The organism is Hydrogenibacillus sp. N12, from assembly GCF_019645935.1.
Taxonomy (GTDB): domain Bacteria; phylum Bacillota; class Bacilli; order Thermicanales; family DSM-22653; genus Hydrogenibacillus; species Hydrogenibacillus schlegelii.
The window spans coordinates 1,111,976-1,133,877 of record NZ_CP080953.1 but is presented as its reverse complement, the minus strand read 5'-3'; the positions used below and the strand labels follow the sequence as shown (position 1 = coordinate 1,133,877).

The window sequence follows — 21,902 nt, the reverse complement described above, 5'->3', positions numbered from 1 at the left end:
TCGACCGCCGTCCCCGCGCATCGACCACACCGCTCGCTCCGGCGCCCATCCCAACACTCGCTCCGGTGTCACACCCGCCCGCCGGAGGACCGCCTGCCGCCTGGATCCGCCGAACCGGGCGACCGCGAAACGGCCTCCCCTCCGGTCCATCCGGCCCCCCGCCGGGCGAGCCCGTACAGCCCGCCGTAAATCCCGGCAGCCGCCACCGCCGCCCACTGAAGCGGGGAAAGGCCCGCGTAAAGCCGGACGGCCTCCAGGCTTTCGGCGAGCAGAAGAAGACCAAGCGCAAGGCCGATCGCCGGTTCCATCTCCGGCGGGGCGGCGCTTCCGGCCGAAGGAGGCGCGCCGTTTTGGGGCGACTCCTTGTCGTTTGAGGGTGCCCCCGTTTCTCCGGCTTCTCCGGCCTGCGCTGACGTCCGCCCTTCCGCCGGCCGCGCCAAAGCCCGGTCCCCCGACCGATACGCTGCCCAGAAAGCCGGCACCGCCACAGCCGCCCGGACGAGCGAGATCGCCTCTCCCCGCCGGACGGCGTCAAAAAGCCCCCACAGGCCGTAGCCGGCCAGGGCGACGACGAGGAGCCACCGGGACGATCGGAACACGGACGCCCACCCCCCGGCCCGGACCGCCTTTCGTTCCATGAAAAAAAAGGCGACCGCTGCCGAGGCCCCTCCGACACCGAGACCGACGTCGCCGCTCTGAAGCAGCCACAAGCGAAGCGGATCCAAAAGGAGTCCCGGATGAAAAAGAAGCGGCGTAAGCTTCCAGCCGACGACCGCGGCAAGCCCGACCGCCGTCCAGACGTCCGTCGCCCGGGCCCGCTCCGCCGGCGGGAGCGCCCGGGCGACGACCGCCCCCGCGACGCCAAAGGCCAAAAGGAGAAGGAGCCAGTCGACGTTCAGCATCCCGCGCCTCGCTTTTCGCCCGGGCCGCTACGGGCGGGCGATCTTTTTCATCAGCGTCTCGACGACCTCTTCGCTCATCGCGCCCATGTGACGGGCGATGATGACGCCGCTTCGATCGATGAAAAAGCTCGTCGGAAAGGCCCCGACGCGGTAAAGGCGCATCACCGACCCGTCCTTGTCATCCAGATAGACCGGAAAGGTATACCGCTCCTCCGCCAGGAACGCCTTCGCGTTCGCCAGCGTATCGCTCGTCATCGGGTTGATCATCACAAACACGACGTCCTGGCCGTATTCCTCATACGCCTTCTGGAGATACGGCATCTCCGCCCGGCACGGCGGACACCACGATTCCCAGAAATTGATGAAAATCGGCTTTTGCCCGATCAGCGCCCCGACATCCAGCACCCCGCCGCCGTCCAGCGCTTCGATCGTAAACCCCGGCGCCCGGTAGCCCTCTTCCGCCCGAACTTCCCGAGCCGTCTTGGCCCCTTCCCGGGTGTTCCAGTAGATGGCGACGCCGAGCAGCAAAAGAAGCGCCAGCACCGACACAAACGTCCTCTTCACGACGCACCCCCGCCTGTCGCCGTCAGCCGTACTCCGATCTGCATCGCCTTTGAACGCCTCGGCCCCACGCGCCCAGACGCTTCCTGACCGTCCGACAAACGCTCCACGACCGCCGGCGCTCTTTTCGTCCGCCGTCGGACAGGCCTCTTCTCACCGTCAGCGGCCGGTGATCGCCTTCGCGTAAAACCGCTCCACCATCTCGGCGGTCATCGGACCGATGTGATCGACCGCCACCGTTCCGTCCGGCGCGATGAAAATCGAACGGGGAAGGTCGTATACCCGGTACCGCTTCGTGATCGTCGCCTCCCGATCGAGGGCGATCGGATACGTCACCCCGGTCCGCCGAACGTAGCCCTGGATCGTGACGGCGCTTTCACCGGTGTTGATGCCGATGACGATGAAACCGTCGTCCTTGAACTTCTGGTACACCGACTCGATCGCCGGCATTTCATCGATGCAGGACGGACAGTACGTCGCCCAGAAGTTGAGGAGCACCGGATGGCCCCGCAGCTCCGACAGCGTCACCGTCCCGCCGTCGAGCAAAGCTGCCGTAAAATCCGGCGCCGGCCGACCGACTTCGATCGGCTCCGCCCGCGAGACGAAGTTCGACCAGATCACCCAGGCGGCGCCGGCCAGCAAGAGGACGACGAGCCCCGCCTGTACGGCGCGGTTTTTCATCCGCCCTCCCCCCTGTCTTCCGCCATCTTACCACAACCGAAAAAGCCTCGGCAACCGGCGGGGGTATTGCGAGTGAGTCAAGCCTATCGCGAGTCGGCTCGACAGGACGTCATTCCGGCTTGTCGTTCGCCGCCGGGTCGGGAGTGAAACCTGGCTGAAAGCCTGCATTTCGCCGCGGCATTCCAGATACCATTCGCCAGGGCTGTTGGCGGTAAACTCGATGTCATAGGGCTCTCCCGGAGCGATCGCCAGCCATGGGTTGATGGGTTGCCCGAAGGTGGCGACGATCTGAAATTGCGACGCCGAAGACGGCGATCACGCCTTCCGTCGCTACTCCTTTGGTCGCATCTTCTCAATCTCTTCCTTGATCCATCGAAGCTCTTTCCTAATGTTCTCGATTTCTTCATGATTCGCCGTGTGCTTTCTCCCCGACTCGACACTCGCGATCAGACGGACGATCAGCCAGACGAAAAGCGCAAGCAGGATCAAGCCAAGAAAAAGAAAAAGAAAAGGAAAGCCGAACATCCAGCCCCCGTATCCCCCATAGCCGCCCATCATCGGACCCATCATTGGGGAATCCCCTCTTTCATGATTCTTCTCCAGGTTTGCGCGCCGTTTTCGAGCCACCACACATCGCGTTCACGGGAGACGGCGGCGAACCGCGGCGGCCGGTCGACCACACCGAGCCGGAGCCTCCCGTCCCTCCCCTCGGACGCCCCGTCCCCTCACGCTTGCTTCCGGTAGTCGATGAGCGTCGCCATCCCCTGCTCCATGTGCACCAGCTGATGGCAGTGAAACAGCCAGCGCCCCGGGTTGTTCGCCACAAAATCGATCGTCATCCGCTCCATCGGCCGGACATTCACCGTGTCCTTCGGAATCGGTCGCCGAAGCGGCACGCCCTGGATCGACGTCACCCAGAACGTATGGCCGTGAAGGTGCATCGGATGATCGACCATGCTGTGATTGAAAAGTTCCAGCCGAACTCGCTCCCCCGCCCCGATCCGGGTCGGCGTCACGCGCGGATACGCTTCGCCGTTGATCGTCCAGACCGGCGTCATCATGCCCCCGCTTAAGACCATCGGAACGACGCGATCGACTGCCGGAAGCGCCGTTCCCGCACCCCCCGCGAGCGCCCAGTACGACCAGCTCTCGGCCGTCCCCGGAAGGTGAGATCCGCCCCCGAGATCCGAAGGGGTGATCGACTCGCCGTCCGCTTTGGCCACCTCCACCGAAATGCGAAGCGCCTCCTGGCCCGGGATCTTAGACCGAATCGCAAACGTTCCAGAGCGTCCGGCGACGAGCCACGCGTCGATCCGCTCCGCCGGAGCGAGAAAAAGGTCGCCGAACGGCACCGGCTCCGGCAGGGCATTGCCGTCCACGTGATCGACGAGAAAATAGGCCCCGGGCGCCTCCAGCCAGAACGGTTCCGTGGCGCTCGCGTTGATGAGCCGGAGGCGAAGCCGACCGCCTTCCGGCACCCGAAGCGGCGGAAAGGAGGCTGCCGGGAGGCCGTTTACGAGATAGAGGAGATTCGGCGGCGCGCCTCCGCCCATTCCGTCCATCCTGCCCATCCCGCCCATGCGACCCATCCCGCCCATCCCCCCGCGCATCCCGCCGCCCATCATGCCACCCATGCCACCCATGGGCCCGCTCCCTTCGGCCAGCACGCCGACCGGATTGTTCTCGGGGTCCGGGCCGAGGGTGTGCAGCATGAGGATCGCCTCGGCCTCCGCCTCCAAAGGCCGCCCGCCGCTTTCCCCCGGCCGCCCTTCCGCTTCGCCGGCCGGCGGATCGATGATGAACGGCCCGAATAGGCCAAGCGGAATCTGACGCACCTCATCGACGTGCGCGTGATACCAGCGCGTCCCCCGGGGCGCCGCGATGAACGAGTAGACAAACGTTTCGCCGGGAGGGATCGGCTCCTGGGACACGAACGGCACGCCGTCCATCGCCGGCGGCGTGTGCACACCGTGCCAGTGGAACGTAAGCGGCGCGTCCGTCCGGTTTACGACGTCGATGATCAGCCGATCCCCCTCCGTCGCCCGGATCTCCGGCGCAGGGAAGCGGCCGTTCACCCGAAAAGCCAGAAAGGACGGTCCGCCGGGAAGGCGGACGACGTCCCGAGTCACGACCAGCCGGATCCGACGCTCCCGCCCGCCTGCCGGCGGCCAGGGCGGGGCCGACGGAAGGGCCCACCCGTCCGTCGCCGCCGGTTCGATCGGCTGCGGTTCCCGAAAGAGCGCCCGGACCAGCGGATAGCCGGCCGCCAGGGAAAGCAGGGCGACGCCGGCCGCCTTTAAAAACGCTCGGCGGGTCGGCCGCAAACGGTCATCGTCCATCGTCATCCCCCTTCTCTCGCAAAAGGTCGCCCCGGCCGGCAAAGGCCGCGATCCTGTGCCGCGTTTTCAGCCCGGCGATAAGAACGGGCACCGACTTCATCGGCCGGACCCCTCGGGTCCGACGGTCGAAAGCTTCATCCGCCGAAGCCGGAGCGCGTTTGTGACGACCGACACCGAGCTCATCGACATCGCCGCCCCGGCGACCCACGGCTGAAGGAGGCCCGCTCCGGCGATCGGGATGCCGACGATGTTGTAGATGAACGCCCAGAACAAATTCTGCTTGATGTTCCGGAGCGTCATGCGGCTCGCCTCGATCGCCTGCACGACCCGGACGACATCTCCGCCGAGGAGCGTCACATCGGCCGACTGAACGGCGATGTCCGTCCCGGCGGAAAAGGCGAGCCCGACATCCGCCTGCGCCAGCGCCGGCGCATCGTTCACCCCGTCGCCGACCATGGCCACCCGCCGGCCTTCCGCCTGAAGGCGCCGGACGATCTCCGCCTTTTCCTCCGGCCGCACACCGGCAAAGACGCGCTCGATCCCCACCTCGCGGGCGACCGCCTCCGCCGCCCGACGGTGGTCGCCGGTGATGAGCACCGCCTCGATCCCCCGGGCCCGAAGGGCCGCGACCGCCGCCCGGGCGCCGGGTTTGAGCGTATCCTGGAGGGCGATCACCCCGAGGGGCACCGCTTCTCGGGCGACGGCGACGACCGTCTTCCCCTCCGCCTGAAGCGCCGCGATATCCGGCTCGAGGGCGGCGATGTCGATGCCCTCTTCCCGAAGCCACGCCGGCGACCCGACGCGGACATCGGCCTCTTCCACCCGGCCCCGGATCCCCCGGCCGGCGGCGCTTTTGACCCGCTTCGCCTCCGGTTCGGCGATTCCCCGTTCCCGGGCATAAGCGACGATCGCCCGGGCGAGGGGATGTTCCGAGTGCGCCTCCACCGCCGCCGCGAGGGTGAGGAGGTCCGCTTCCGTCACGCCGGCGGTTGGCCGGACGTCGGTCACCGCCGGGCGCCCTTCGGTGAGGGTCCCGGTCTTATCGAAGGCGACGACGTCTACCCGGGCCAGCCCTTCCAGCGACTCGCCGCCGCGAAACAGGATGCCCGCCTCCGCCGCCCGGCCGCTTCCGGCCATGACCGAGGTCGGCGTCGCCAGGCCCAGGGCGCACGGGCACGAGATGACGAGGACGCTGATCATGTTTTTGAGCGCCCGGGCAAAGGCCCCCGGATCGAGGACGAAATACCAGAGGAGGAAGTCAAAGACCGCGATCAGGACGACCGCCGGGACGAACACGCCCGAGACGCGGTCCGCCAGGCGCTGGATCGGCGCTTTTTCGCCCTGGGCCCGCTCCACGGCGGCGACGATTTGCGCGAGCACCGTCTCCTCTCCGACCCGCGTCGCCCGCATGACAAACGACCCGTCGACGTTCACCGTCGCCCCGACGACCGGGTCGCCGGCCTTTCGGTGGACCGGAAGGGGCTCGCCGGTGAGCATCGACTCGTCGACCGCCGCCTCTCCTTCGACGATGACGCCGTCGACCGGAATTTTCTCCCCCGGCCGCACCCGGAGGAGGTCCCCCGGCCGAACGCGCTCGACGGGCACCTCGACCTCCTCCCCCTCTTGAAGGAGGCGGGCCGTTTTCGCCTGCCGGGCCAAAAGCGCCTCGATCGCCCGGGCCGTCCGGCTTTTCGCCCGGGCTTCCAGCGTCTTTCCGAGGAGGATGAGCGTAATCAGCATGGCGCTCGTCTCAAAATAAAGATCGACCGGCCGCCCCTTTGCCGCATACTCCCAGAGCACGAGATAGAGGCTGTAGCCGTAGGCGGCCGACGTCCCGAGCGCGACGAGGACGTCCATGTTGGCGCTCCCGCCCCGGAGGTTGAGGTAAGCCCCGCGGTAAAAGGTCCACCCGACCCAAAACTGCACCGGTGTCGCGAGAAGAAACTGCAACCATGGGTTCATGAGAATCTCCGGCACAAACCGCTCCCCGCCGGGGATGAGGTGGGCGAGCATCGTCCAGGCGAGCGGAAACGTGAGCAAGGCGCTTACGAGAAGCCGCCGGATTTTGGCCCGCATCTCCTTCTCCTTCGGGTCTTCTTCCGCCCCTTCCGCGAGCCACGCCCCAAAACCGGCGGACTTCGCCGCTTCGATCAGGGCCTCCGGTCGGATCGTCTCAGGCGCAACCTCGATCCGCGCCTCCTCCGTCGCCACGTTCACCTCCGCCCGAAAGACGCCCGGCAGGCGGCGAAACGCCGCCTCCAGCCGCCGCCGGGACGCTTCGTCGTTCAACGTCCCACCGCCGAGCTTGAGATGCACCGTTTTTTTCACCGTCCCGTAGCCGAGGGCGGCGATCGCCTCCTCCAGCCGGGCGAGGTCGACCTTTTCGGGATCGAGGCGGATCGTCGCCTTCTCCAGGGCGAGGTTCACCTCCGCCCCGGCGACGCCGTCGAGCTTCGCGAGCCCCTTTTCGATCCGCGCCGCGCACGCGGCGCACGTCATGCCGGTCACGCCGAGCGTGACTTCCATCGCCCCCGGCGTCCCGCCTTTCGCCTTCGGCGGCGCTCCGACCGGCTCTGCCTGCTGCACCATCGCCGTCCTCACCTCTCAAGGCGCCCGGTGCCCGCCCCGAGCACCGGATCTTCCTTTGACGACCGACGAACCGGCACGCCGGTAAACCCGTCAGGCCCGGGGAATGGGGTCGGGCGCCCATGATTCGCCCATCCGCGTCCTCACAATACGGCCAGCCGCCCGATCAAGCGACTCAGGAAGCCCGCGGCCGAACGCCGCGATTTCTTTGGGAGTGCCGGACGCCTGAAGACGCCGAAATACAGGATGGGGGTATCTTAAAGCGAAAAGAAAAGCGGCGACCGAGCGCCGGCTCATCGAACGAATTCGGCGTCCCTGCCTTCAGCGCCGGATTCGGTTCACGTTGCGACCGATCAACGATCCGCCGGTTCCGCGGCCACAAGCGTATAACCGGCCGCTTCCACCGCCCGGCGCATCGCCTCCACATCGACCCGGGCCGGATCAAAGGCCACCTCCGCCCGACCGCCCTCAAGTTCGACGTGGACGTCTTCCACCCCGTCCAGCTCCGAAAGGGCCTTCGTCACCGTATGGACGCAATGTCCACACGTCATCCCATCGATCTTAAGCACGAGTTCTCTCACGTCGCCCTCTCCTTTCCGCGGCCCGCCCGCCCCAAGCGCCCTCACAAATCCGGTGATCGGGGCCGGCGGACGGACGCCAGCTTTTGATTTCATCTTCATCTTACGATACGGTTGTAAGGTATGTCAAGCCATCAAAAGACAGCAACAAACGTAAAAAAACACACCGCCTGTACTTCGGACGGAGCCGCCGCCATCTGCTGTCAACCTCGCTTGTTCCGGCCGTCGACCGAGGTCGGACGGGCCTCACAAAGCAGGAGATCGAGAAAGGAAATCCCTTCCTCCGCCCGCTTCCTGGGCGGCGGAAGCGGAGGGAGCCGCCTTTCCCCCGCCGGCGCTCGACCGAAATGGGCTTGCGCCTTGCCCGCGCGGACAAAGTCGCCTTGCCTAGCGGGCAAAAATGTGGTTGCCGATCCGCTTGATCTGCGGCCGGGACCAGATCCAGGCCGATGTGGCCGTCGCGGGGTTGAAATAGTAGATCGCCCCGCCCGAAGGATCCCAGCCGTTGATGGCGTCGATCACCGCCCGGCGGGCGGTGGCGTTTGGCGTGAGCCAGATCTGCCCGTCGGCGACGGCCGTGAAGGCCCCCGGCTGAAAGATGATGCCGGCGATCGTATTCGGGAACGCCGGGTGGTGCAGCCGGTTCAGGATGACCGCCGCCACCGCCACCTGGCCGACGTACGGCTCTCCTCGGGCTTCGCCGTAGACGGCGTTGGCCATGAGACGCACTTCCTGCGCCGTAAACCGCCCCCGCGCTCCGACGACGGCGCCGGTCGGGGTCGTCGTCGCTCCGGTCGTCCGGGGGGCCGGTTTCGGCGCGGCCGTCGCCGTCGGACGGTACCCCTTCGTCGCCGCATAGAGCTTCGCCTTCGTCGCCGGGCCCACGGCGCCGTCCACCCGAAGCCCGAAGCGATACTGAAAGTTGCGCACCGCCCAGTACGTCCGCCAGCCGAAGACGCCGTCGACCGGCCCCTTGTAATAGCCGAGAAATTTGAGCCGCCCCTGGACGTCGGAAACGGCGCCTCCCCGAGCGCCGACCCGAAGGACCGGCCCCGCGAACCCGGCCGCCCGCGCCGGAGTCGCAGGCGCCGTTGGCCGCCAGCCCCGCGTCGCCGCATAGAGCTTTGCCTTCGTCGCCGGGCCGACGGCGCCGTCCACCCGAAGCCCGAAGCGATACTGAAAGTTGCGCACCGCCCAGTACGTCCGCCAGCCGAAGACGCCGTCGACCGGCCCCTTGTAATAGCCGAGAAATTTGAGCCGCCCCTGGACGTCGGAAACGGCGCCTCCCCGAGCGCCGACCCGAAGGACCGGCCCCGCGAACCCGGCCGCCCGCGCCGGAGTCGCAGGCGCCGTTGGCCGCCAGCCCCGCGTCGCCGCATAGAGCTTTGCCTTCGTCGCCGGGCCGACGGCGCCGTCCACCCGAAGCCCGAAGCGATACTGAAAGTTGCGCACCGCCCAGTACGTCCGCCAGCCGAAGACGCCGTCGACCGGGCCGGTGTAGTAACCGAGGTATTTCAACCGCCCCTGCAGCTCATACACGTCGCCGCCGCGGGCGCCGACGCGAAGCGTCCCTTTGCCGAACGCCGCCGCCCGGTCCGCGCCCCAGCCGCCGTTTTCCGCCGGCTGCGCGCCGGCGAGCGCGAGGGCGGCGGCGACCAACGCCGTCAGCACGATGAGCGCCGACCGACGGCCCTTTTCCCGGCCAGACCTTCGGTGCACCGCGGCCCCTCCTTCCGAACGGGCTTGTGCACCGTTAGTATGGACCGGGTCGAATGGGAGGATACAGAAACTGCGGCACGTCTGCCAGCGGATGCCGGATCGGAACCGGCCTCAGGCCAAAGGCGCCTTCGATCGCCTCCGCCTGAAGGGCCGCCGGGTGAAGGACCGCCGGAATGGGCGCCGCCCCCCGGTCCGGCATCCCGGCTTCGGCCGCCGGAGATGGCCGCCCTTGTTCGGCCGACGGCGAAGAAGCGCCGCGCCGACCGCCGAAAAGGAGCACCCGGTCCGCGACGAGCGCCGCCGCGTTGACGTCGTGGGTGACGAACACCACGCCGCGTCCTTCCGCCGCCCACGCCCGGATCCGGCCGAACATCTCCCACGCCGCCCGCACATCCAGGTCGGCCGCCGGCTCATCGAGCAAATACGCGGCGGCGTCCTGCACCTCCGCCCGGGCGAGATACGCCCGGCGCCGCTCCCCGCCCGATAGCGCCTGCACCGGGAGCTTCAGCCGCCCCCCGAGGCCGAACCGCTCGGCCGCCTGTTCCACCCGCCGGCGAAGTGCCGCGCCGGCCAGCCCGGCCGCAAGTCCGCCGAGGGCGAGAAACTCCTCCAGGGAAAGCGGCCCTGAGCCGGGAGATTGGGGCACGTACGCCACGTGCCGGGCGATCTCCTCCCGCCGGAGGCGCCGGAGGGGACGGCCCCGGAGGGTGACCTCGCCGGCATCCGGTCGCCTGAGCCCGGCGAGGAGCGCGAGAAACGTCGTTTTCCCGGCGCCGTTCGGACCGACGACGGCCCACACCTCGCCGGGATAGAGCGCCCAGTCGAGGTCGGAAAAAAGCGCTCGCCCCCCGACCGACGCTCCGATTCGCCGCACGGCGAGGATCGCCGCCTGCATCATTCCTTCATCGCGCATCGCGATCGTCTCCCGAAAGCGCCTCCCTTCGGACGAGGAGCCAGGCAAAAAGCGGCGCCCCGACCAGAGCCGTCACGACGCCGAGGGGCAGCTCCCGGGGCGCCAGCGCCCACCGGGCGATGAGGTCGGCGGCGACGAGCCATCCGCCGCCGAAGAGCGCCGCGAGCGGAAGAAGATGCCGGTGCATCGGCGCCCCGAAGCGGCGGACGACGTGCGGGGCGACGAGGCCGACAAAGCCGATGACGCCGGCGGCGGCGACAACACCGGCGGCGAGGGCGGAAGCAAGAAAGGCGACCCGCCGCCTGAGCGTGACGACGTCGACGCCGACGGCGAGCGCCGCCGTTTCACCGAACAACAGGGCGTCGAGCCTTCGCCGCTCGGCGTACAGGCCGACAAAACCGGCGGCAACCAGCCCACCGAGGCCGAGGACCGTCGGCCACGATCGGCCGGCGACGCTCCCGAACAGCCAGTACACGATCGCCCGAAGCTCCTCGCCGGCGAACACCATGAGAAGCGACACCAGCGCGCCGAAAAAAGCGTTCACCGCCGCCCCGGCGAGGATGAGCCCCTCCGCCGACGGCCGGCGGGAAAGCCGCACAAGAAGCTGCACCAAAAAGAGCGCGGCGGCGGCGCCGGCGAGCGCCGTGCCGCCGGCCCCGAGGCCGGATGCCCCGCCCAAGGCGAAAAAAAGCGCCGCTCCGAACGCCGCGCCGGACGACACGCCGAGCGTATAGGGCTCGGCGAGGACATTTTGAAAAAGCGCCTGGAGGGCGGCACCGGCAAGCCCGAGCGCCGCCCCCGCCCAGAAGGCCGTGAGCACCCGCGGCGCCCGAAGCTCCCAGACGATCCGCCGGATCCATTCTCCCTCCGGCGTTCCGGGCGGCGCCGCATCCAGCCGCGCGGCGCCCCACCACAGACCGGCGGCGATCGCCGCCAGGGCAAAAAGCCCGAAGCCGGCGTACCCGAGCGCGATCCGCCGGCGGCTCATCCGCCGCCGACCCCTTCCGGCACGACGACGCCGGGATAAACCGCCCGGACCACCTCGACGAGCGCCTCCACGAGGCGCGGTCCCGGCCGGCTGATCCGGTCGGCGTCGATCGCGACAACGCGGCTTTCCCGCACCGCCCGCAGGGTAGACAGGCCGGGCGACCGCCTGAGCGCCTCGATCCACCGCTTCGCCTCCCCCTCCCCGGCGACGAGGAGGAGCACGTCCGGATCGGCCCGGACGACGTCTTCTGCCGACCAGAGGGGCCAGCCCTCCGCCGCCTCGGCGACGTTCATGACCCCGGCCGCCCGGAGCACCGCGCCGATGAACGTGTCGCCGCCGGCCGTATACACATCCGGCGGCGGGGAAAGAAGGACGAACGCCGTCTTTCGCTCCGCCTCCGGCACCGCCCGCACCGCTGCCTCGATCGCCTGCACCCGGGACGAAAGCCGGGCGACGAGCGCCTCGCCCCGCTTCCCTTCGCCGAGGAGCGCGGCGACGTTCCGGATCGTTCGGTAGACGTCGTCGAACGTGCGGGCGTTTTCCTCCTCGACGAACACCGGGATTCCGAGGCGCCGGAGCGCCGGAACGACGGTCGTCCCATGAAAGCGGCCGGCGAGGATGAGATCCGGCCGCAGGGCCGCCACCCGCTCCGGATCGACGGCCATGTCGCCGACGGTCGGAAGCGTTCGCACCTCCGGCGGGTACGTGTCGTTTGCCGTCACCCCGACGAGGACCTTGGCGCCGGCCACCGCCGCCACCGTCTCCGTCAGGCTCGGAAGGAGCGTGACCACCCGCCGGGCCGGCGCCGGAAGCGCCACTTCGGCGCCGGTGGCATCGACGAGGCGGATCGCCGCCGCTTCCCGGACCGCCCCGTCATCCGCTCCCTTCGGCGGCGCGCCGGGAAACGGCCCGCTCAGGCAGCCGCCCAGGGCGAGCCAGAGCGCCCCGAACAAAAGCGCAAGCGCCCACGCCCGGCGCACCGCGCCGGCATCGAAACGGTGCCCGGATGCCCGGCGCCTCAACCGCCGCTCACCGGCGGGATGAGCGCCACTTCGTCGCCCGGCCGAAGCGGATGATCGACCGGGCGGTAGGCGGCGTTCACCGCCGTCATCACCGTCGGCCGGTACACCGCCACCTCCGGATAACGGGCGGCGAGCTCGTCGAGAAGCCCCGCCACCGTAAGCCCCTCCCGCCACGGCCACGAAAGCGTTCGGCCGACCTTCTCCCCCAGCCCGGCAAACAAAAGCACCGTCACCGTCGAACGATCCAGACCTCCGTTCTTCCCGTTCATCGCCGTCCCTCCCTTCTTCGCCCCGTACCGCTCCCGATCCGACCCGCTTCGCGCCGCCGGCGACGGCTCATCCGACCCCGGACGCGACGCGCCGGCGGAACGCCAGCCGGATCAAAAGCGCCGAGAGCTCAAACAGCACGAGAAGCGGCAGGACGAGCAGAAGAAAACTCACCCAGTCGCCCGGCGCGAAAAGCCAACTTGCGACGATGAGGACAAAATACGCCGTCGGCCGGCTTTTTTTCAGCCGCTCCGGCGGAAGGAGCCCCACCGAGGCGAGAAAGATCATCACGAGCGGAAGCTCAAACACCGCGCCGGCGGCGAGGAGCACGCGGACGAGAAGCTCCAGATAGGGTCGAACGCCCAGGACGAGCTCGAGGCCCAAAAAGGCGTTCAGGCGCATGAGCGCCCGAACGAGGGCCGGAAAGAGGACGGCGTACCCCAGGGCGACCCCGACGAGAAACAGGGCAAACGACGCCGGGATGAGCTTGAGGGCCGCCCGGGCTTCTCGCTCCGTGAGCCCCGGCCGGACGAAGGCCCAGATCTGATACAACACAAAGGGCAAACTTAAAAAAAAGCCGAACGCCAGCGACACCTTGAGAAACGTCGCCAGCGTATCCATCGGCGAAAAGGCGTACCACTCGATCCCCGGCGGCCGAAGCCACCGAAAGAAAACGGGCGCCAGGGCCAGGGCGGCGACCGTCATCCCGAGAAGCACGACGAGCGACCAGATGAGCCGCCGCCGGAGCTCGGCGAGGTGCTCCCGCCACGGCTGCGGCCGATCCGACTCCGGTCCCATTTCCGTCCCTCCTCCTGCCGCCAACCCGCCGCTCCGCCAGCTCGGCCAAGGCCGCCGGCGGGCCGCCTCATCCTTCGGGCCCCTCCGGCGGCCGACCGTCGGGATACGGCACCTGCTCTAGCTGGTCGCCGACCCAGAACGATCCGTCCTCCCAGAATTCCTTTTTCCAGATCGGCACCATTTCCTTGATCCGCTCGATGATGTGCCGGCTTCCGGCGTAGGCGGCGTCCCGGTGCGGCGTGCCGACGGCGATGGCGACGGCGATCTCGCCGATTTCCAGCCGGCCGAGGCGGTGGTGCACCGCCACCCGCGCGCCGGGATGTTCCCTCAGCACTTCCTCCCCGAGCGCCTGAAGCAGCCGAAGCGCCATCGCCTCATACGCCTCGTAGATGAGATAAAGCGTCCGCCGCCCCCGCGTCCACTCCCGGACGGTGCCGAGAAAGACGTTGACCGCCCCGACCTCCGGCCGGGTGACGAAGGCCGACAGCGCCCCCACGTCGATCGGCGCCTCGGTCAGGGCAAACCAGCCCCAGTCGGTCCGCGCTTCCCACCGCGGCCCGCCGTCCGCCTCTCGGGACATCCCGCTCCCCCTCCCCCACCGCGCTTTCGTCCGGCCGGAAGGCCCGTTCGTCCGACCATCGGTCGGCGGTTTCGCCCGGCCCTCCGCCGGCCTTTTCGCCCGACCGTCAGACGACGATGTTCACGATCTTATCCGGCACGACGACGACCTTCTTCGGCGGCTTTCCGTCGAGATGCCGCTCGATCTCCGGCAAGCGAAGCGCCTGCTCTCTGAGCTCCGCCTCCGGAAGCCCCTTCGGCACGACAAGCTTTCCCCGCACCCGGCCGCCGATCTGGACGACGACCTCCACCTCCGGCGCTTCGAGGGCGGCCGGATCGTACGCCGGCCACGGTTCGTAAGCGATCGTGCCGGTGTGGCCGAGACGCGCCCAGAGCTCCTCGCCGAGGTGCGGCGTCACCGGATAGAGGAGCTTGACGAACCCCTCGACGAACGCCTTCGGGAGCGCCTTCCGGCGGGACGCCTCGTTGACGAAGATCATGAGCTGGCTGATCGCCGTGTTGAACCGGAGGGCTTCGTAGTCTTCCGTCACCTTTTTCACCGTCTGGTGGTACAGGCGGGTCAAGGCGTCGTCGGCTTCCGCCGTCTCCCGGATCCGCGGCGAAAGCGTCCCGTCTTCGGCGACAATGAGCCGCCAGACCCGGTCGAGGAAGCGCCGGGCGCCGTCCAGCCCGTCCATCGACCACGCCTTCGTCGCCTCAAGCGGCCCCATGAACATCTCGTAGAGCCGAAGGGCGTCGGCGCCGTGGCTTTCGACGATCTCGTCCGGATTGATGACGTTGCCCCGGGACTTGGACATCTTCTCGTGGTTTTCCCCGAGGATGATGCCCTGGTTGAAGAGCTTCTGAAACGGCTCCTTCGTCGGCACGACGCCGAGGTCGTAGAGGAATTTATGCCAGAAGCGGGCATACAGAAGGTGGAGGACCGCGTGTTCCGCCCCGCCGACGTACAGGTCGACCGGCAGCCAGTAGGCGAGCTTTTCCGGATCGGCGAGCCGCTCGTCGTTGTGGGGATCGACAAAGCGGAGGAAGTACCACGAGCTTCCGGCCCACTGGGGCATCGTGTTCGTCTCCCGTCGGGCCCGTTTTCCGGTCTCGGGATCAAGCGTCTCGACCCACTCGGCGATGTTCGCGAGCGGCGACTCGCCGGTGCCGGTCGGCCGGATGTGGTCCGTCTCCGGAAGCGTGACCGGAAGCGCCACCTCCGGCACCGGCTTCGTTGTCCCGTCCTCGAGGTGGAGGATCGGAATCGGCTCGCCCCAGTACCGCTGCCGGCTGAAAACCCAATCCCGCAGGCGGTACTGCCGCTTGCGGCGGCCCTTGCCGTGTTCTTCCAGCCAGCGGATCATCGTCTCGATCGCCTCGGCGTTCCGGAGGCCGTTCAGAAAATCCGAGTTCACGTGCTCGCCGTCGCCGGTGTAGGCGCCCTCATCGAGGTTACCGCCCCGGACCACCTCGACGATCGGCAGGTTCATTGCCCGGGCGAACTCCCAGTCCCGCTGGTCGTGTCCCGGGACGGCCATAATCGCCCCGGTGCCGTAATGGCCGAGGACGTAATCGGCGATCCAGACCGGAAGCCTTGCCCCGGTCACCGGGTGCAGGGCATAGCCGCCGGTGAAGACGCCGGTTTTTTCTTTGTTCAGGTCCGTCCGCTCGAGGTCCGACTTCCGGCGCACTTCCTCCCGGTACGCCTCGACCGCCGGCCGCCGATCCGGCGTCGTGATCGCGTCGACGAGGGGGTGCTCCGGCGCGAGGACGAGGTACGTCGCCCCGAAGAGCGTATCGGGCCGGGTCGTGAACACCGTCACCGTCCCGACGCCCCCCTCGAGCGGAAAGTCGATCTCCGCCCCGTCGGAGCGGCCGATCCAGTTCCGCTGCATCTCTTTGATGTGCTCCGGCCAGTCGAGGCTCTCGAGGTCTTCGAGCAGCCGGTCGGCGTAGGCGGTGATCTTAAGCAGCCACTGCCGCATCGGCACCCGGTAGACCGGATGGCCGCCCCGCTCGCTTTTGCCGTCGATCACCTCTTCGTCGGCCAGCACCGTCCCGAGGGCCGGACACCAGTTCACCGGCACCTCCGCCATGTAGGCGAGGCCGTGTTCGTACAGCTTGAGAAAAATCCACTGCGTCCACTTGTAGTACTTCGGATCGGTCGTGTCGATCTCCCGGCTCCAGTCGTACGAAAAGCCGAGGGACTTGAGCTGCCGCCGGAAGTTGTCGATGTTCTTCTGGGTAAAGTGCCGCGGGTTGTTCCCCGTGTCGAGGGCGTACTGCTCCGCCGGGAGACCGAAGGCGTCCCACCCCATCGGGTGAAGGACGTTGTACCCCTGCATCCGCTTCATCCGGGCGACGATGTCCGTCGCCGTGTACCCCTCGACGTGGCCGACGTGGAGCCCCGACCCGGACGGGTAGGGAAACATATCCAGGACGTAATATTTCGGTTTCGATCGGTCCCCGTCATCGACGCGGAACGTCTGATGTTCTTCCCAGTACGCCTGCCACTTCCGCTCGATCGCCCGGTGATCGTAAGCGTGACGCTCTCGTCCGGCCAACGCATTCTCCCTCCTCTGGACCGTCCCTCGCTTGGCGCGCAGCGCCAAAACTGGGAGAATAGATTCGGGGTATGAAAAAACGCCCCCGTCCCCAAGGGACGAAGGCGCTCGACCTCCGCGGTACCACCCTTCTTGCCGGCAAACCCGCCGGCCCCTCGTTCCCTTAACGCGGGAGACGTCCGGCCCTCCGCCGGCCTTCCGGCCGACATCGAACCGGCCACTTCCGGGAGAGGACGCGCAGCGCCGGCCACCGGCTCGCACCGACCGCCGGCTCTCTGAGGGCCCGCCGCCGCGCGGCGCCCGGTCATCGCGTTTGCGCGATTATGCGATTCGAATCATCCCGACGTTCGCTCCGGGCGGGCTGGCCCGCCTGCCCCTCCATTGTATCGAACGGCGTCACCGTTGTCAAAAAATCCGTTGTCAAAAAGGAGAGGTGAAAAGATGATGATGCCTCCGTTCCGCTTCGTCGACCGCGCCGACGCCGGTCGGCGCCTCGCCGATGCCGTCCGCCGGGCCGTCCCGGACCTTATGAAGCGGCGCGCCCTCCTGCTCGGCATTCCCCGGGGCGGAGTCGCCGTCGCGGCGGCGATGGCCGAACGCCTGTCCCTTCCCCTCGACGTCCTCGTCGTGCGCAAAATCGGGGCGCCGGGGCAGCCGGAGCTCGCCGTCGGCGCCGTCGGCCCCGACGGCAAAGCCGTCTACCAGCCGGCCGTTCTGGAGGTCCTCGGCCTTCGACCGGACGACCTCCGGGCGGAAGAAGCCCGGGTGCGGGAAGAAGTCCGCCGCCGTCTTGCGGCCTATGGCGCCGGGCCTCCGGATACGACCGACCTGGCGATCGTCGTCGACGACGGCATCGCCACCGGCGCGACGGTCCTCGCCGCCCTCGCGTGGCTCAAGGCGGCCCGGCCGGAGCTCCGGCGCCTCGTCGCCGCCCCGGTCGCGCCGCCGGAAGCCCGAAGGCGCCTCGCCTCTTTGGCCGACAGTGTCGTCCTCCTCGCCGAACCGGAGCCGTTTTACGCCGTCGGCCAGTTCTACCGCCACTTCCCGCAGCTTGAGGATGACGCCGTCCTGGCGCTCCTCGACCGGCACCGGCGCCGGTAGCGGCTGGCGCCGCGAGCAAAGCGGCGGACGAAGGACAGGCGCTTCTTATGGCGCCGGCGCCGGGCTCGGAAACGGCACTTCCGGAGCATCCGACCAGAGCCGCTCGAGGCCGTAATATGCCCGTTCTTCCTCGTGGAACACGTGGACGACGACGCTGCCGCCGTCGACGAGCACCCAGCGCCGGTGCTCCGCCCCTTCGATCCGGGGCCGAATCCCCCGCTCGAGGAAGACGTCGACGGCCGCCTCGTACAACGCCTGGACGTGCGGACGGCTCGTGCCGCTGGCGAGGACGAAGTAGTCGGCGACGAGGCTGAGCCTCCGGAGCGACAGGATGCGGACGTCCTCCCCCTTTTTGTTCAAAAGCGCCTTCGCCACCGCCTGCGCCAGCGCCGATGCCACATTCTCCGGCAGCGTGTGCTCCGCCACTTATGCCCTCCTTCCTGCGATCGCGTTGTAGGCCTGCCACATCGCCGGATGGATCTTTTCCCCCCGCTCGATGAGCTCGATGAGCGATCGCGAAAGACCGTAGCGAAAGGCGGCCTCCAGGTCCGTTTCGGCGAGCTTCCGGGCGACGTCGGCCTCGGGAAAGGTCCGCCCCGGCTCGATATAATCCGCCACCCACAGGACAAGATCGAGGGAGCTCATCGCCCCGCGGCCGGTCGTGTGATAGTAGACCGCTTCCAGCACCCGGACGTTGTCGACGCCGTAGCGCTCCCGAGCGACGTACGAGGCGACGGGACCGTGCCAGATGACCGGCGCGTAGTCCAGCCAGACGACGTCCCGGTAGCGGCGAAGGACGGCCTCCAGCTCCGCCTTCGGCCACTCCCGGCACCGGTCGTGAAGGAGGGCCGCCAACACCGCCTCCTCTTCCGGCACGCCGGCCCGCGGAGCCAGCGTTCGGGCCGTCTCCGCGACGTCGAGAACGTGCCGGTACCGCTTCGGGCTCAGTTCCGCCCGAAGATCCGCGTCGATCGCCGCCAGCAATCCCTCCACGGGCTTCCCTCCCCGCCCTCGCGACCCTGCCCCGGAACCGGCTAACGGTACAGCCCCCGCTCGACGATGTAGCGCCGGACCGGCTCCGGGACGAGGAAGCGGATGGAGCGGCCAGCGCGCACCCACGCGCGGATGAGGGACGACGAGAGGTCGATCCGGGGCATTTCGATGACGGCGGCCGCGACCTCGGCGAAAAAAGCGGGAGGCCCGTCGCCGGAAGGGGGCTCCGCGACCGCAATGCCCCCCGGTTTGCCGTCCGGAGCGACGGCATTCCGGCCGTCCGCCTTCGGGCCTTCCGGCCGATCGGCTCGCCCCCCTTCGCCGTCCCCCGCCTCGGCGCGGCGCAGGACCGCCCACCCGACGAGCCGGACGAGCTCGGCCGCCTCCTTCCAGGTCGGAAGGCTTCGGAACGCATCCTCCCCGACGATGAACGTCCAGGCAACGTCCGGGTGCCGCGCCCGAAGGAGCCGCACCGTATCGATCGTGTACGACGGGCCGTCCCGCTCGAGCTCGACCGACGAGACGGCGAAATGCGGCACCCCGTCGATCGCGAGCCGCACCATCGCCAGCCGGTCTTCCGCCGGCGCGTGCAGGCGGGGGTCCTTATGGGGCGGGAGGCGATTCGGCACGAACCAGACCGCCTCGAGGCCAAGGGCGTCGGCCGCCCGCTCGGCGGCGACGAGGTGGCCCCAGTGGGGCGGATCGAACGTCCCGCCGAAAAGCCCGATGCGCCTCACCGACCGGCGACCTCGCCGACGGCATCCCGGGGAGGGGGTGGAGGCAACGCTCCGCCGCCTTCCGTCTCCTTCAGGTGAACGACCTTCGACCGGGCGACCTGGTACATGACCGGAATCGGCGCCCGCTCGCCGGTCCAGAGCTCGAAGGCCAGCGCCCCCTGATGGACGAGCATGCCGATGCCGGGATGGACCCGGGCCCCCGCCGCCTCGGCGTCGAAGAGGAGCCGCGTCTTGAACGGGTTGTAGACGAGGTCGCTCACGATGAGATTCGGATGCAGCGCCTCCCGGGGAAGCGGCGACTCGTCCGTCCGCGGCACCATGCCGAGCGGCGTGCCGTTGATGACGAGCGTCTTGTCGGCGGTCAGATGCCGGCGGTTCGCCCAGCGCTCCACCTCGACGGCCGCGCCGAGGCGGTGCAGTTCTTCCGCGAGGGCCCGGGCCCGCTCTTCGGTCCGGTTGACGAGGGTGATCGAGCGGACGCCTTTGAGGGCCACGGCGATCGCCACCGCCCGCATCGCGCCGCCGGTGCCGAGAAGGAGCACCCGCTGCTCCGGCCAGTCGATCAGAAACAGTTCCTCGAGCGAACGGATGTATCCCTCGCCGTCCGTATTGTGCCCGATGAGGGCGCCGTCCCGGACGACGATCGTGTTGACCGCCCCGTAGCGGCGGGCGCTTTCGTCGAGGGCATCGAGATGGCGGATGACCGCCTCTTTGTGCGGGATGGTGATGTTGGCCCCCCGAATGCCGAGGGCCCGAATCGCCCGCACCGCCTCCTCGAGGCGATCGGGCTTGACGTCAAAGGCCAGGTAGACCGCGTTTCGCCCCCGTTCCCGGAGGGCGGCCGTCTGCATTTCCGGCGACAGAGAATGCGCCACCGGCGAGCCGAACAGGGCATACAGCTCCGTTTCGGCGTTCACCGCAACCACGCCCCAACCTCCCTCCGATCGTACGAGGCGAATCGCCGTCTTCTTCCATCAATGGACCTCAGGGGTCTTCTCCTTCCTTAAGGAGTATTCTACACGAGCGCCGCCGAAACAACAATCCCGCCTCACCGCCAGGCCACCGGGTATTCCCCTTGAAAACAGCCGAGGCAGACGCCGCCGCCCACCGCCGCCCGAAACCCTTCCGGGCTCAAAAACCGAAGGCTTTCGGCGCCGATCGTCCGGCGCATCGCCTCGACGTCCGCCCGGGCGGCGATGAGCTCATCCCTCGAGGTGAAGTTTACGCCGTAGGGGCACGGATGCCGCACCGGCGGGGCGGCGATGCGAACGTGCACCGCCCGGGCGCCGGCCTCCCGCAGGAGCTTGACAATGCGCCGCATCGTCGTCCCCCGGACGATCGAATCGTCGACGACGACCACCGAGCGCTCCCGAACGACCGGATCGAGGACCGCGAGCTTCCGCCGCACCCCCTGCTCCCGCGCCGGCGCCTCCGGTCGGATGAACGTGCGGCCGACATACCGATTTTTTACCAGTCCGAAATCGAAGGGGAGGCCGCTCGCCTCGGCGAACCCCATCGCCGCCGACAGGCTGGAATCCGGCACGCCGATGACGACCTCCCCTTCCGCCGGCGCCTCTTCCGCGAGGCGCCGGCCGAGCGCCCGCCGGACGACGTGGGCGACCCGGCCGCCCATCGCCGCATCAGGTCGGGCGAAATAGAGCAGTTCAAAACTGCAAAGGGCCAGCGGCCCGGGTTCAGCAAAGGGGACGGCCCGAAAGCCGGCGCCGTCGGCGATGAGAAGCGTCCCGGGCGGCACGTCCGCGACGTCGGTCGCCCCGACGGCGTAAAGGGCCGGCGTCTCCGTCGCCACGGCAACGCCCCCCGGGATCCGGCCATACGAAAGCGGCCGGATCCCGTGAGGATCCCGGGCCACAAGAAGCCGGTCGGGAAAAAGCGCCGCCGCCGCAAACCCGCCCCGGAGCCGCCGGAGGAGCGCCGCAAAGGCCGCTTCCGGCGCCGTGCCGGAACCGCCGCCTGAAGCAAGCGCCGCCGCCAACCGGAAAAAAAACGCCGACGCCGCCCCTTCCGCCGGCGCCGCCAACGGCCGCCGGGCGCCCGCCGGCGAAAAAGAAGCGGCGCTCCGGTCGGGCACGCCGGCCGAGAGGAGGGCGCCCGATTCCGGTTCGGAAAATCCGCCGCTGATGACGAGGGCAAAGCGCCCGGACGCTTTGACGAACGGCTGGCCGTCGGGTGGCTCTTCGTCGGCTGCGGCCCGATCCCGCACGTGGCCGAGGGCCCGATCGCCGGGCAGGGCCTCGGCGCCGGCGAGCGCCTCGGCGACGAGCCCCCGCCCCCGCCGGACGAAAAGCTCCGTCCCGTCGGAAGTCACGAGCCCCGCCGCCTCCTGCCCCCGGTGCTGAAGGGCGAGAAGTCCATCGATCGCCGCCTCGGCCGCCCGTTCCCGGCCCCACAGGGCAAAAATCGTCATCGTCGTCACCCGCCGTCTTGCGCCGCCTGCGGCGGCGCCATTCGCATCCCGAAAGATCGCTTCTTGCGCCGCACCCGATCCCATCATTCCGAACAACGATGACCGGCCCGAAGGGCGGCGCGCGAAAAGGCGCGACGCCCGTCTCCGTCAGTGTAACAGGGCCG

Annotated in this window: 20 protein-coding genes and 3 pseudogenes; 1 reads left to right on the top strand and 22 read right to left on the bottom strand. The window is 68.8% G+C overall.

Features of this window, described 5'->3' with window-relative positions; translation table 11 throughout:
• Window positions 1-68: 68 nt before the first annotated feature.
• From K2M58_RS05275 to leuS, 17 genes and pseudogenes are all read right to left on the bottom strand, one after another.
• Window positions 69-902 carry a DUF2919 domain-containing protein gene (locus K2M58_RS05275; protein WP_220678570.1) on the bottom strand — a complete coding sequence of 278 codons (834 nt, stop codon included), beginning with the start codon at window positions 900-902 and terminating at the stop codon, window positions 69-71.
• A gap of 27 nt (window positions 903-929) precedes the next feature.
• Window positions 930-1,466 (bottom strand): TlpA family protein disulfide reductase, encoded by a 537-nt coding sequence (locus tag K2M58_RS05270; RefSeq protein ID WP_220678569.1) that lies wholly within the window; start codon window positions 1,464-1,466, stop codon window positions 930-932.
• 156 nt (window positions 1,467-1,622) lie between these two features.
• A complete protein-coding gene (locus tag K2M58_RS05265) occupies window positions 1,623-2,144 on the bottom strand; it encodes a redoxin domain-containing protein (protein WP_066202218.1) in 522 nt (173 codons plus the stop codon).
• 330 nt (window positions 2,145-2,474) lie between these two features.
• A complete protein-coding gene (locus K2M58_RS05260) occupies window positions 2,475-2,771 on the bottom strand; it encodes a hypothetical protein (protein ID WP_220678568.1) in 297 nt (98 codons plus the stop codon).
• A gap of 98 nt (window positions 2,772-2,869) precedes the next feature.
• On the bottom strand, window positions 2,870-4,483 hold the full coding sequence (locus K2M58_RS05255; protein ID WP_220678567.1) for a multicopper oxidase family protein: 1,614 nt from the start codon (window positions 4,481-4,483) through the stop codon (window positions 2,870-2,872).
• 96 nt (window positions 4,484-4,579) lie between these two features.
• Window positions 4,580-7,072, bottom strand: coding sequence for a heavy metal translocating P-type ATPase (locus K2M58_RS05250; protein ID WP_354667527.1), 2,493 nt, complete (start codon window positions 7,070-7,072; stop codon window positions 4,580-4,582).
• A gap of 350 nt (window positions 7,073-7,422) precedes the next feature.
• Window positions 7,423-7,650: a heavy-metal-associated domain-containing protein gene (locus tag K2M58_RS05245; RefSeq protein WP_066202224.1), complete on the bottom strand. Its 228-nt coding sequence runs from the start codon at window positions 7,648-7,650 to the stop codon at window positions 7,423-7,425.
• Window positions 7,651-8,034: 384 nt separating this feature from the next.
• Window positions 8,035-8,706, bottom strand: a pseudogene (gene sleB / locus K2M58_RS05240) (spore cortex-lytic enzyme); the annotation flags it as partial.
• 72 nt (window positions 8,707-8,778) lie between these two features.
• Window positions 8,779-8,925: pseudogene (locus K2M58_RS12845) on the bottom strand (peptidoglycan-binding protein); the annotation flags it as partial.
• An 87-nt stretch (window positions 8,926-9,012) separates the two neighbouring features.
• Window positions 9,013-9,213 (bottom strand): annotated as a pseudogene (locus K2M58_RS05235) (peptidoglycan-binding protein); the annotation flags it as partial.
• A gap of 187 nt (window positions 9,214-9,400) precedes the next feature.
• Window positions 9,401-10,279 (bottom strand): ABC transporter ATP-binding protein, encoded by an 879-nt coding sequence (locus K2M58_RS05230; RefSeq protein WP_220678566.1) that lies wholly within the window; start codon window positions 10,277-10,279, stop codon window positions 9,401-9,403.
• Window positions 10,269-11,267, bottom strand: coding sequence for a FecCD family ABC transporter permease (locus K2M58_RS05225; protein WP_220678565.1), 999 nt, complete (start codon window positions 11,265-11,267; stop codon window positions 10,269-10,271). Before K2M58_RS05225 ends, K2M58_RS05230 begins: the two co-directional genes overlap by 11 nt.
• Complete coding sequence (locus K2M58_RS05220; protein ID WP_220678564.1) at window positions 11,264-12,289, bottom strand: ABC transporter substrate-binding protein; 1,026 nt, start codon at window positions 12,287-12,289, stop codon at window positions 11,264-11,266. The genes K2M58_RS05225 and K2M58_RS05220 overlap by 4 nt, the downstream gene beginning before the upstream one ends.
• Entirely contained in the window at window positions 12,286-12,558 is a 273-nt protein-coding gene (locus K2M58_RS05215) for a MoaD/ThiS family protein (protein ID WP_220678563.1), read from the bottom strand. The genes K2M58_RS05220 and K2M58_RS05215 overlap by 4 nt, the downstream gene beginning before the upstream one ends.
• A gap of 67 nt (window positions 12,559-12,625) precedes the next feature.
• Window positions 12,626-13,354 carry a twin-arginine translocase subunit TatC gene (tatC, locus tag K2M58_RS05210; protein WP_220678562.1) on the bottom strand — a complete coding sequence of 243 codons (729 nt, stop codon included), beginning with the start codon at window positions 13,352-13,354 and terminating at the stop codon, window positions 12,626-12,628.
• A gap of 67 nt (window positions 13,355-13,421) precedes the next feature.
• Window positions 13,422-13,934, bottom strand: coding sequence for a molybdenum cofactor biosynthesis protein MoaE (locus tag K2M58_RS05205; protein WP_220678561.1), 513 nt, complete (start codon window positions 13,932-13,934; stop codon window positions 13,422-13,424).
• Window positions 13,935-14,040: 106 nt separating this feature from the next.
• Entirely contained in the window at window positions 14,041-16,479 is a 2,439-nt protein-coding gene (gene leuS / locus K2M58_RS05200) for a leucine--tRNA ligase (RefSeq protein WP_220678560.1), read from the bottom strand.
• 441 nt (window positions 16,480-16,920) lie between these two features.
• Here leuS and K2M58_RS05195 point away from each other — a divergent pair, with 441 nt between their 5' ends.
• On the top strand, window positions 16,921-17,580 hold the full coding sequence (locus K2M58_RS05195) for a phosphoribosyltransferase (RefSeq protein ID WP_220678559.1): 660 nt from the start codon (window positions 16,921-16,923) through the stop codon (window positions 17,578-17,580).
• A 45-nt stretch (window positions 17,581-17,625) separates the two neighbouring features.
• Here the strand turns inward: K2M58_RS05195 and rsfS are convergent, their stop codons facing one another.
• The 5 genes from rsfS to K2M58_RS05170 all read right to left on the bottom strand — a co-directional run bounded on the left by rsfS (window position 17,626) and on the right by K2M58_RS05170 (window position 21,738).
• On the bottom strand, window positions 17,626-18,006 hold the full coding sequence (rsfS, locus tag K2M58_RS05190) for a ribosome silencing factor (RefSeq protein ID WP_252393544.1): 381 nt from the start codon (window positions 18,004-18,006) through the stop codon (window positions 17,626-17,628).
• Complete coding sequence (gene yqeK, locus K2M58_RS05185; RefSeq protein WP_220678558.1) at window positions 18,007-18,573, bottom strand: bis(5'-nucleosyl)-tetraphosphatase (symmetrical) YqeK; 567 nt, start codon at window positions 18,571-18,573, stop codon at window positions 18,007-18,009.
• 41 nt (window positions 18,574-18,614) lie between these two features.
• Window positions 18,615-19,310, bottom strand: a complete 696-nt coding sequence (gene nadD, locus K2M58_RS05180; protein WP_252393543.1) for a nicotinate-nucleotide adenylyltransferase — start codon at window positions 19,308-19,310, stop codon at window positions 18,615-18,617.
• Window positions 19,307-20,236, bottom strand: coding sequence for a shikimate dehydrogenase (locus K2M58_RS05175; protein WP_220678557.1), 930 nt, complete (start codon window positions 20,234-20,236; stop codon window positions 19,307-19,309). The genes nadD and K2M58_RS05175 overlap by 4 nt, the downstream gene beginning before the upstream one ends.
• A 122-nt stretch (window positions 20,237-20,358) precedes the next feature.
• Window positions 20,359-21,738, bottom strand: a complete 1,380-nt coding sequence (locus K2M58_RS05170) for an amidophosphoribosyltransferase (RefSeq protein WP_220678556.1) — start codon at window positions 21,736-21,738, stop codon at window positions 20,359-20,361.
• Window positions 21,739-21,902: the final 164 nt, after the last annotated feature.

Excerpts from the sequence above, each read along its gene's own strand:
- K2M58_RS05275 (WP_220678570.1), bottom strand. The coding sequence starts at position 902 with ATGCTGAACGTCGACTGGCTCCTTCTCCTTTTGGCCTTTGGCGTCGCG.
- K2M58_RS05265 (WP_066202218.1), bottom strand. The coding sequence starts at position 2,144 with ATGAAAAACCGCGCCGTACAGGCGGGGCTCGTCGTCCTCTTGCTGGCC.
- K2M58_RS05255 (WP_220678567.1), bottom strand. The coding sequence starts at position 4,483 with ATGGACGATGACCGTTTGCGGCCGACCCGCCGAGCGTTTTTAAAGGCG.
- K2M58_RS05250 (WP_354667527.1), bottom strand. The coding sequence starts at position 7,072 with ATGGTGCAGCAGGCAGAGCCGGTCGGAGCGCCGCCGAAGGCGAAAGGC.
- K2M58_RS05230 (WP_220678566.1), bottom strand. The coding sequence starts at position 10,279 with ATGCGCGATGAAGGAATGATGCAGGCGGCGATCCTCGCCGTGCGGCGA.
- K2M58_RS05225 (WP_220678565.1), bottom strand. The coding sequence starts at position 11,267 with ATGAGCCGCCGGCGGATCGCGCTCGGGTACGCCGGCTTCGGGCTTTTT.
- K2M58_RS05215 (WP_220678563.1), bottom strand. The coding sequence starts at position 12,558 with ATGAACGGGAAGAACGGAGGTCTGGATCGTTCGACGGTGACGGTGCTT.
- tatC (WP_220678562.1), bottom strand. The coding sequence starts at position 13,354 with ATGGGACCGGAGTCGGATCGGCCGCAGCCGTGGCGGGAGCACCTCGCC.
- K2M58_RS05205 (WP_220678561.1), bottom strand. The coding sequence starts at position 13,934 with ATGTCCCGAGAGGCGGACGGCGGGCCGCGGTGGGAAGCGCGGACCGAC.
- K2M58_RS05195 (WP_220678559.1), top strand. The coding sequence starts at position 16,921 with ATGATGATGCCTCCGTTCCGCTTCGTCGACCGCGCCGACGCCGGTCGG.
- K2M58_RS05170 (WP_220678556.1), bottom strand. The coding sequence starts at position 21,738 with ATGACGATTTTTGCCCTGTGGGGCCGGGAACGGGCGGCCGAGGCGGCG.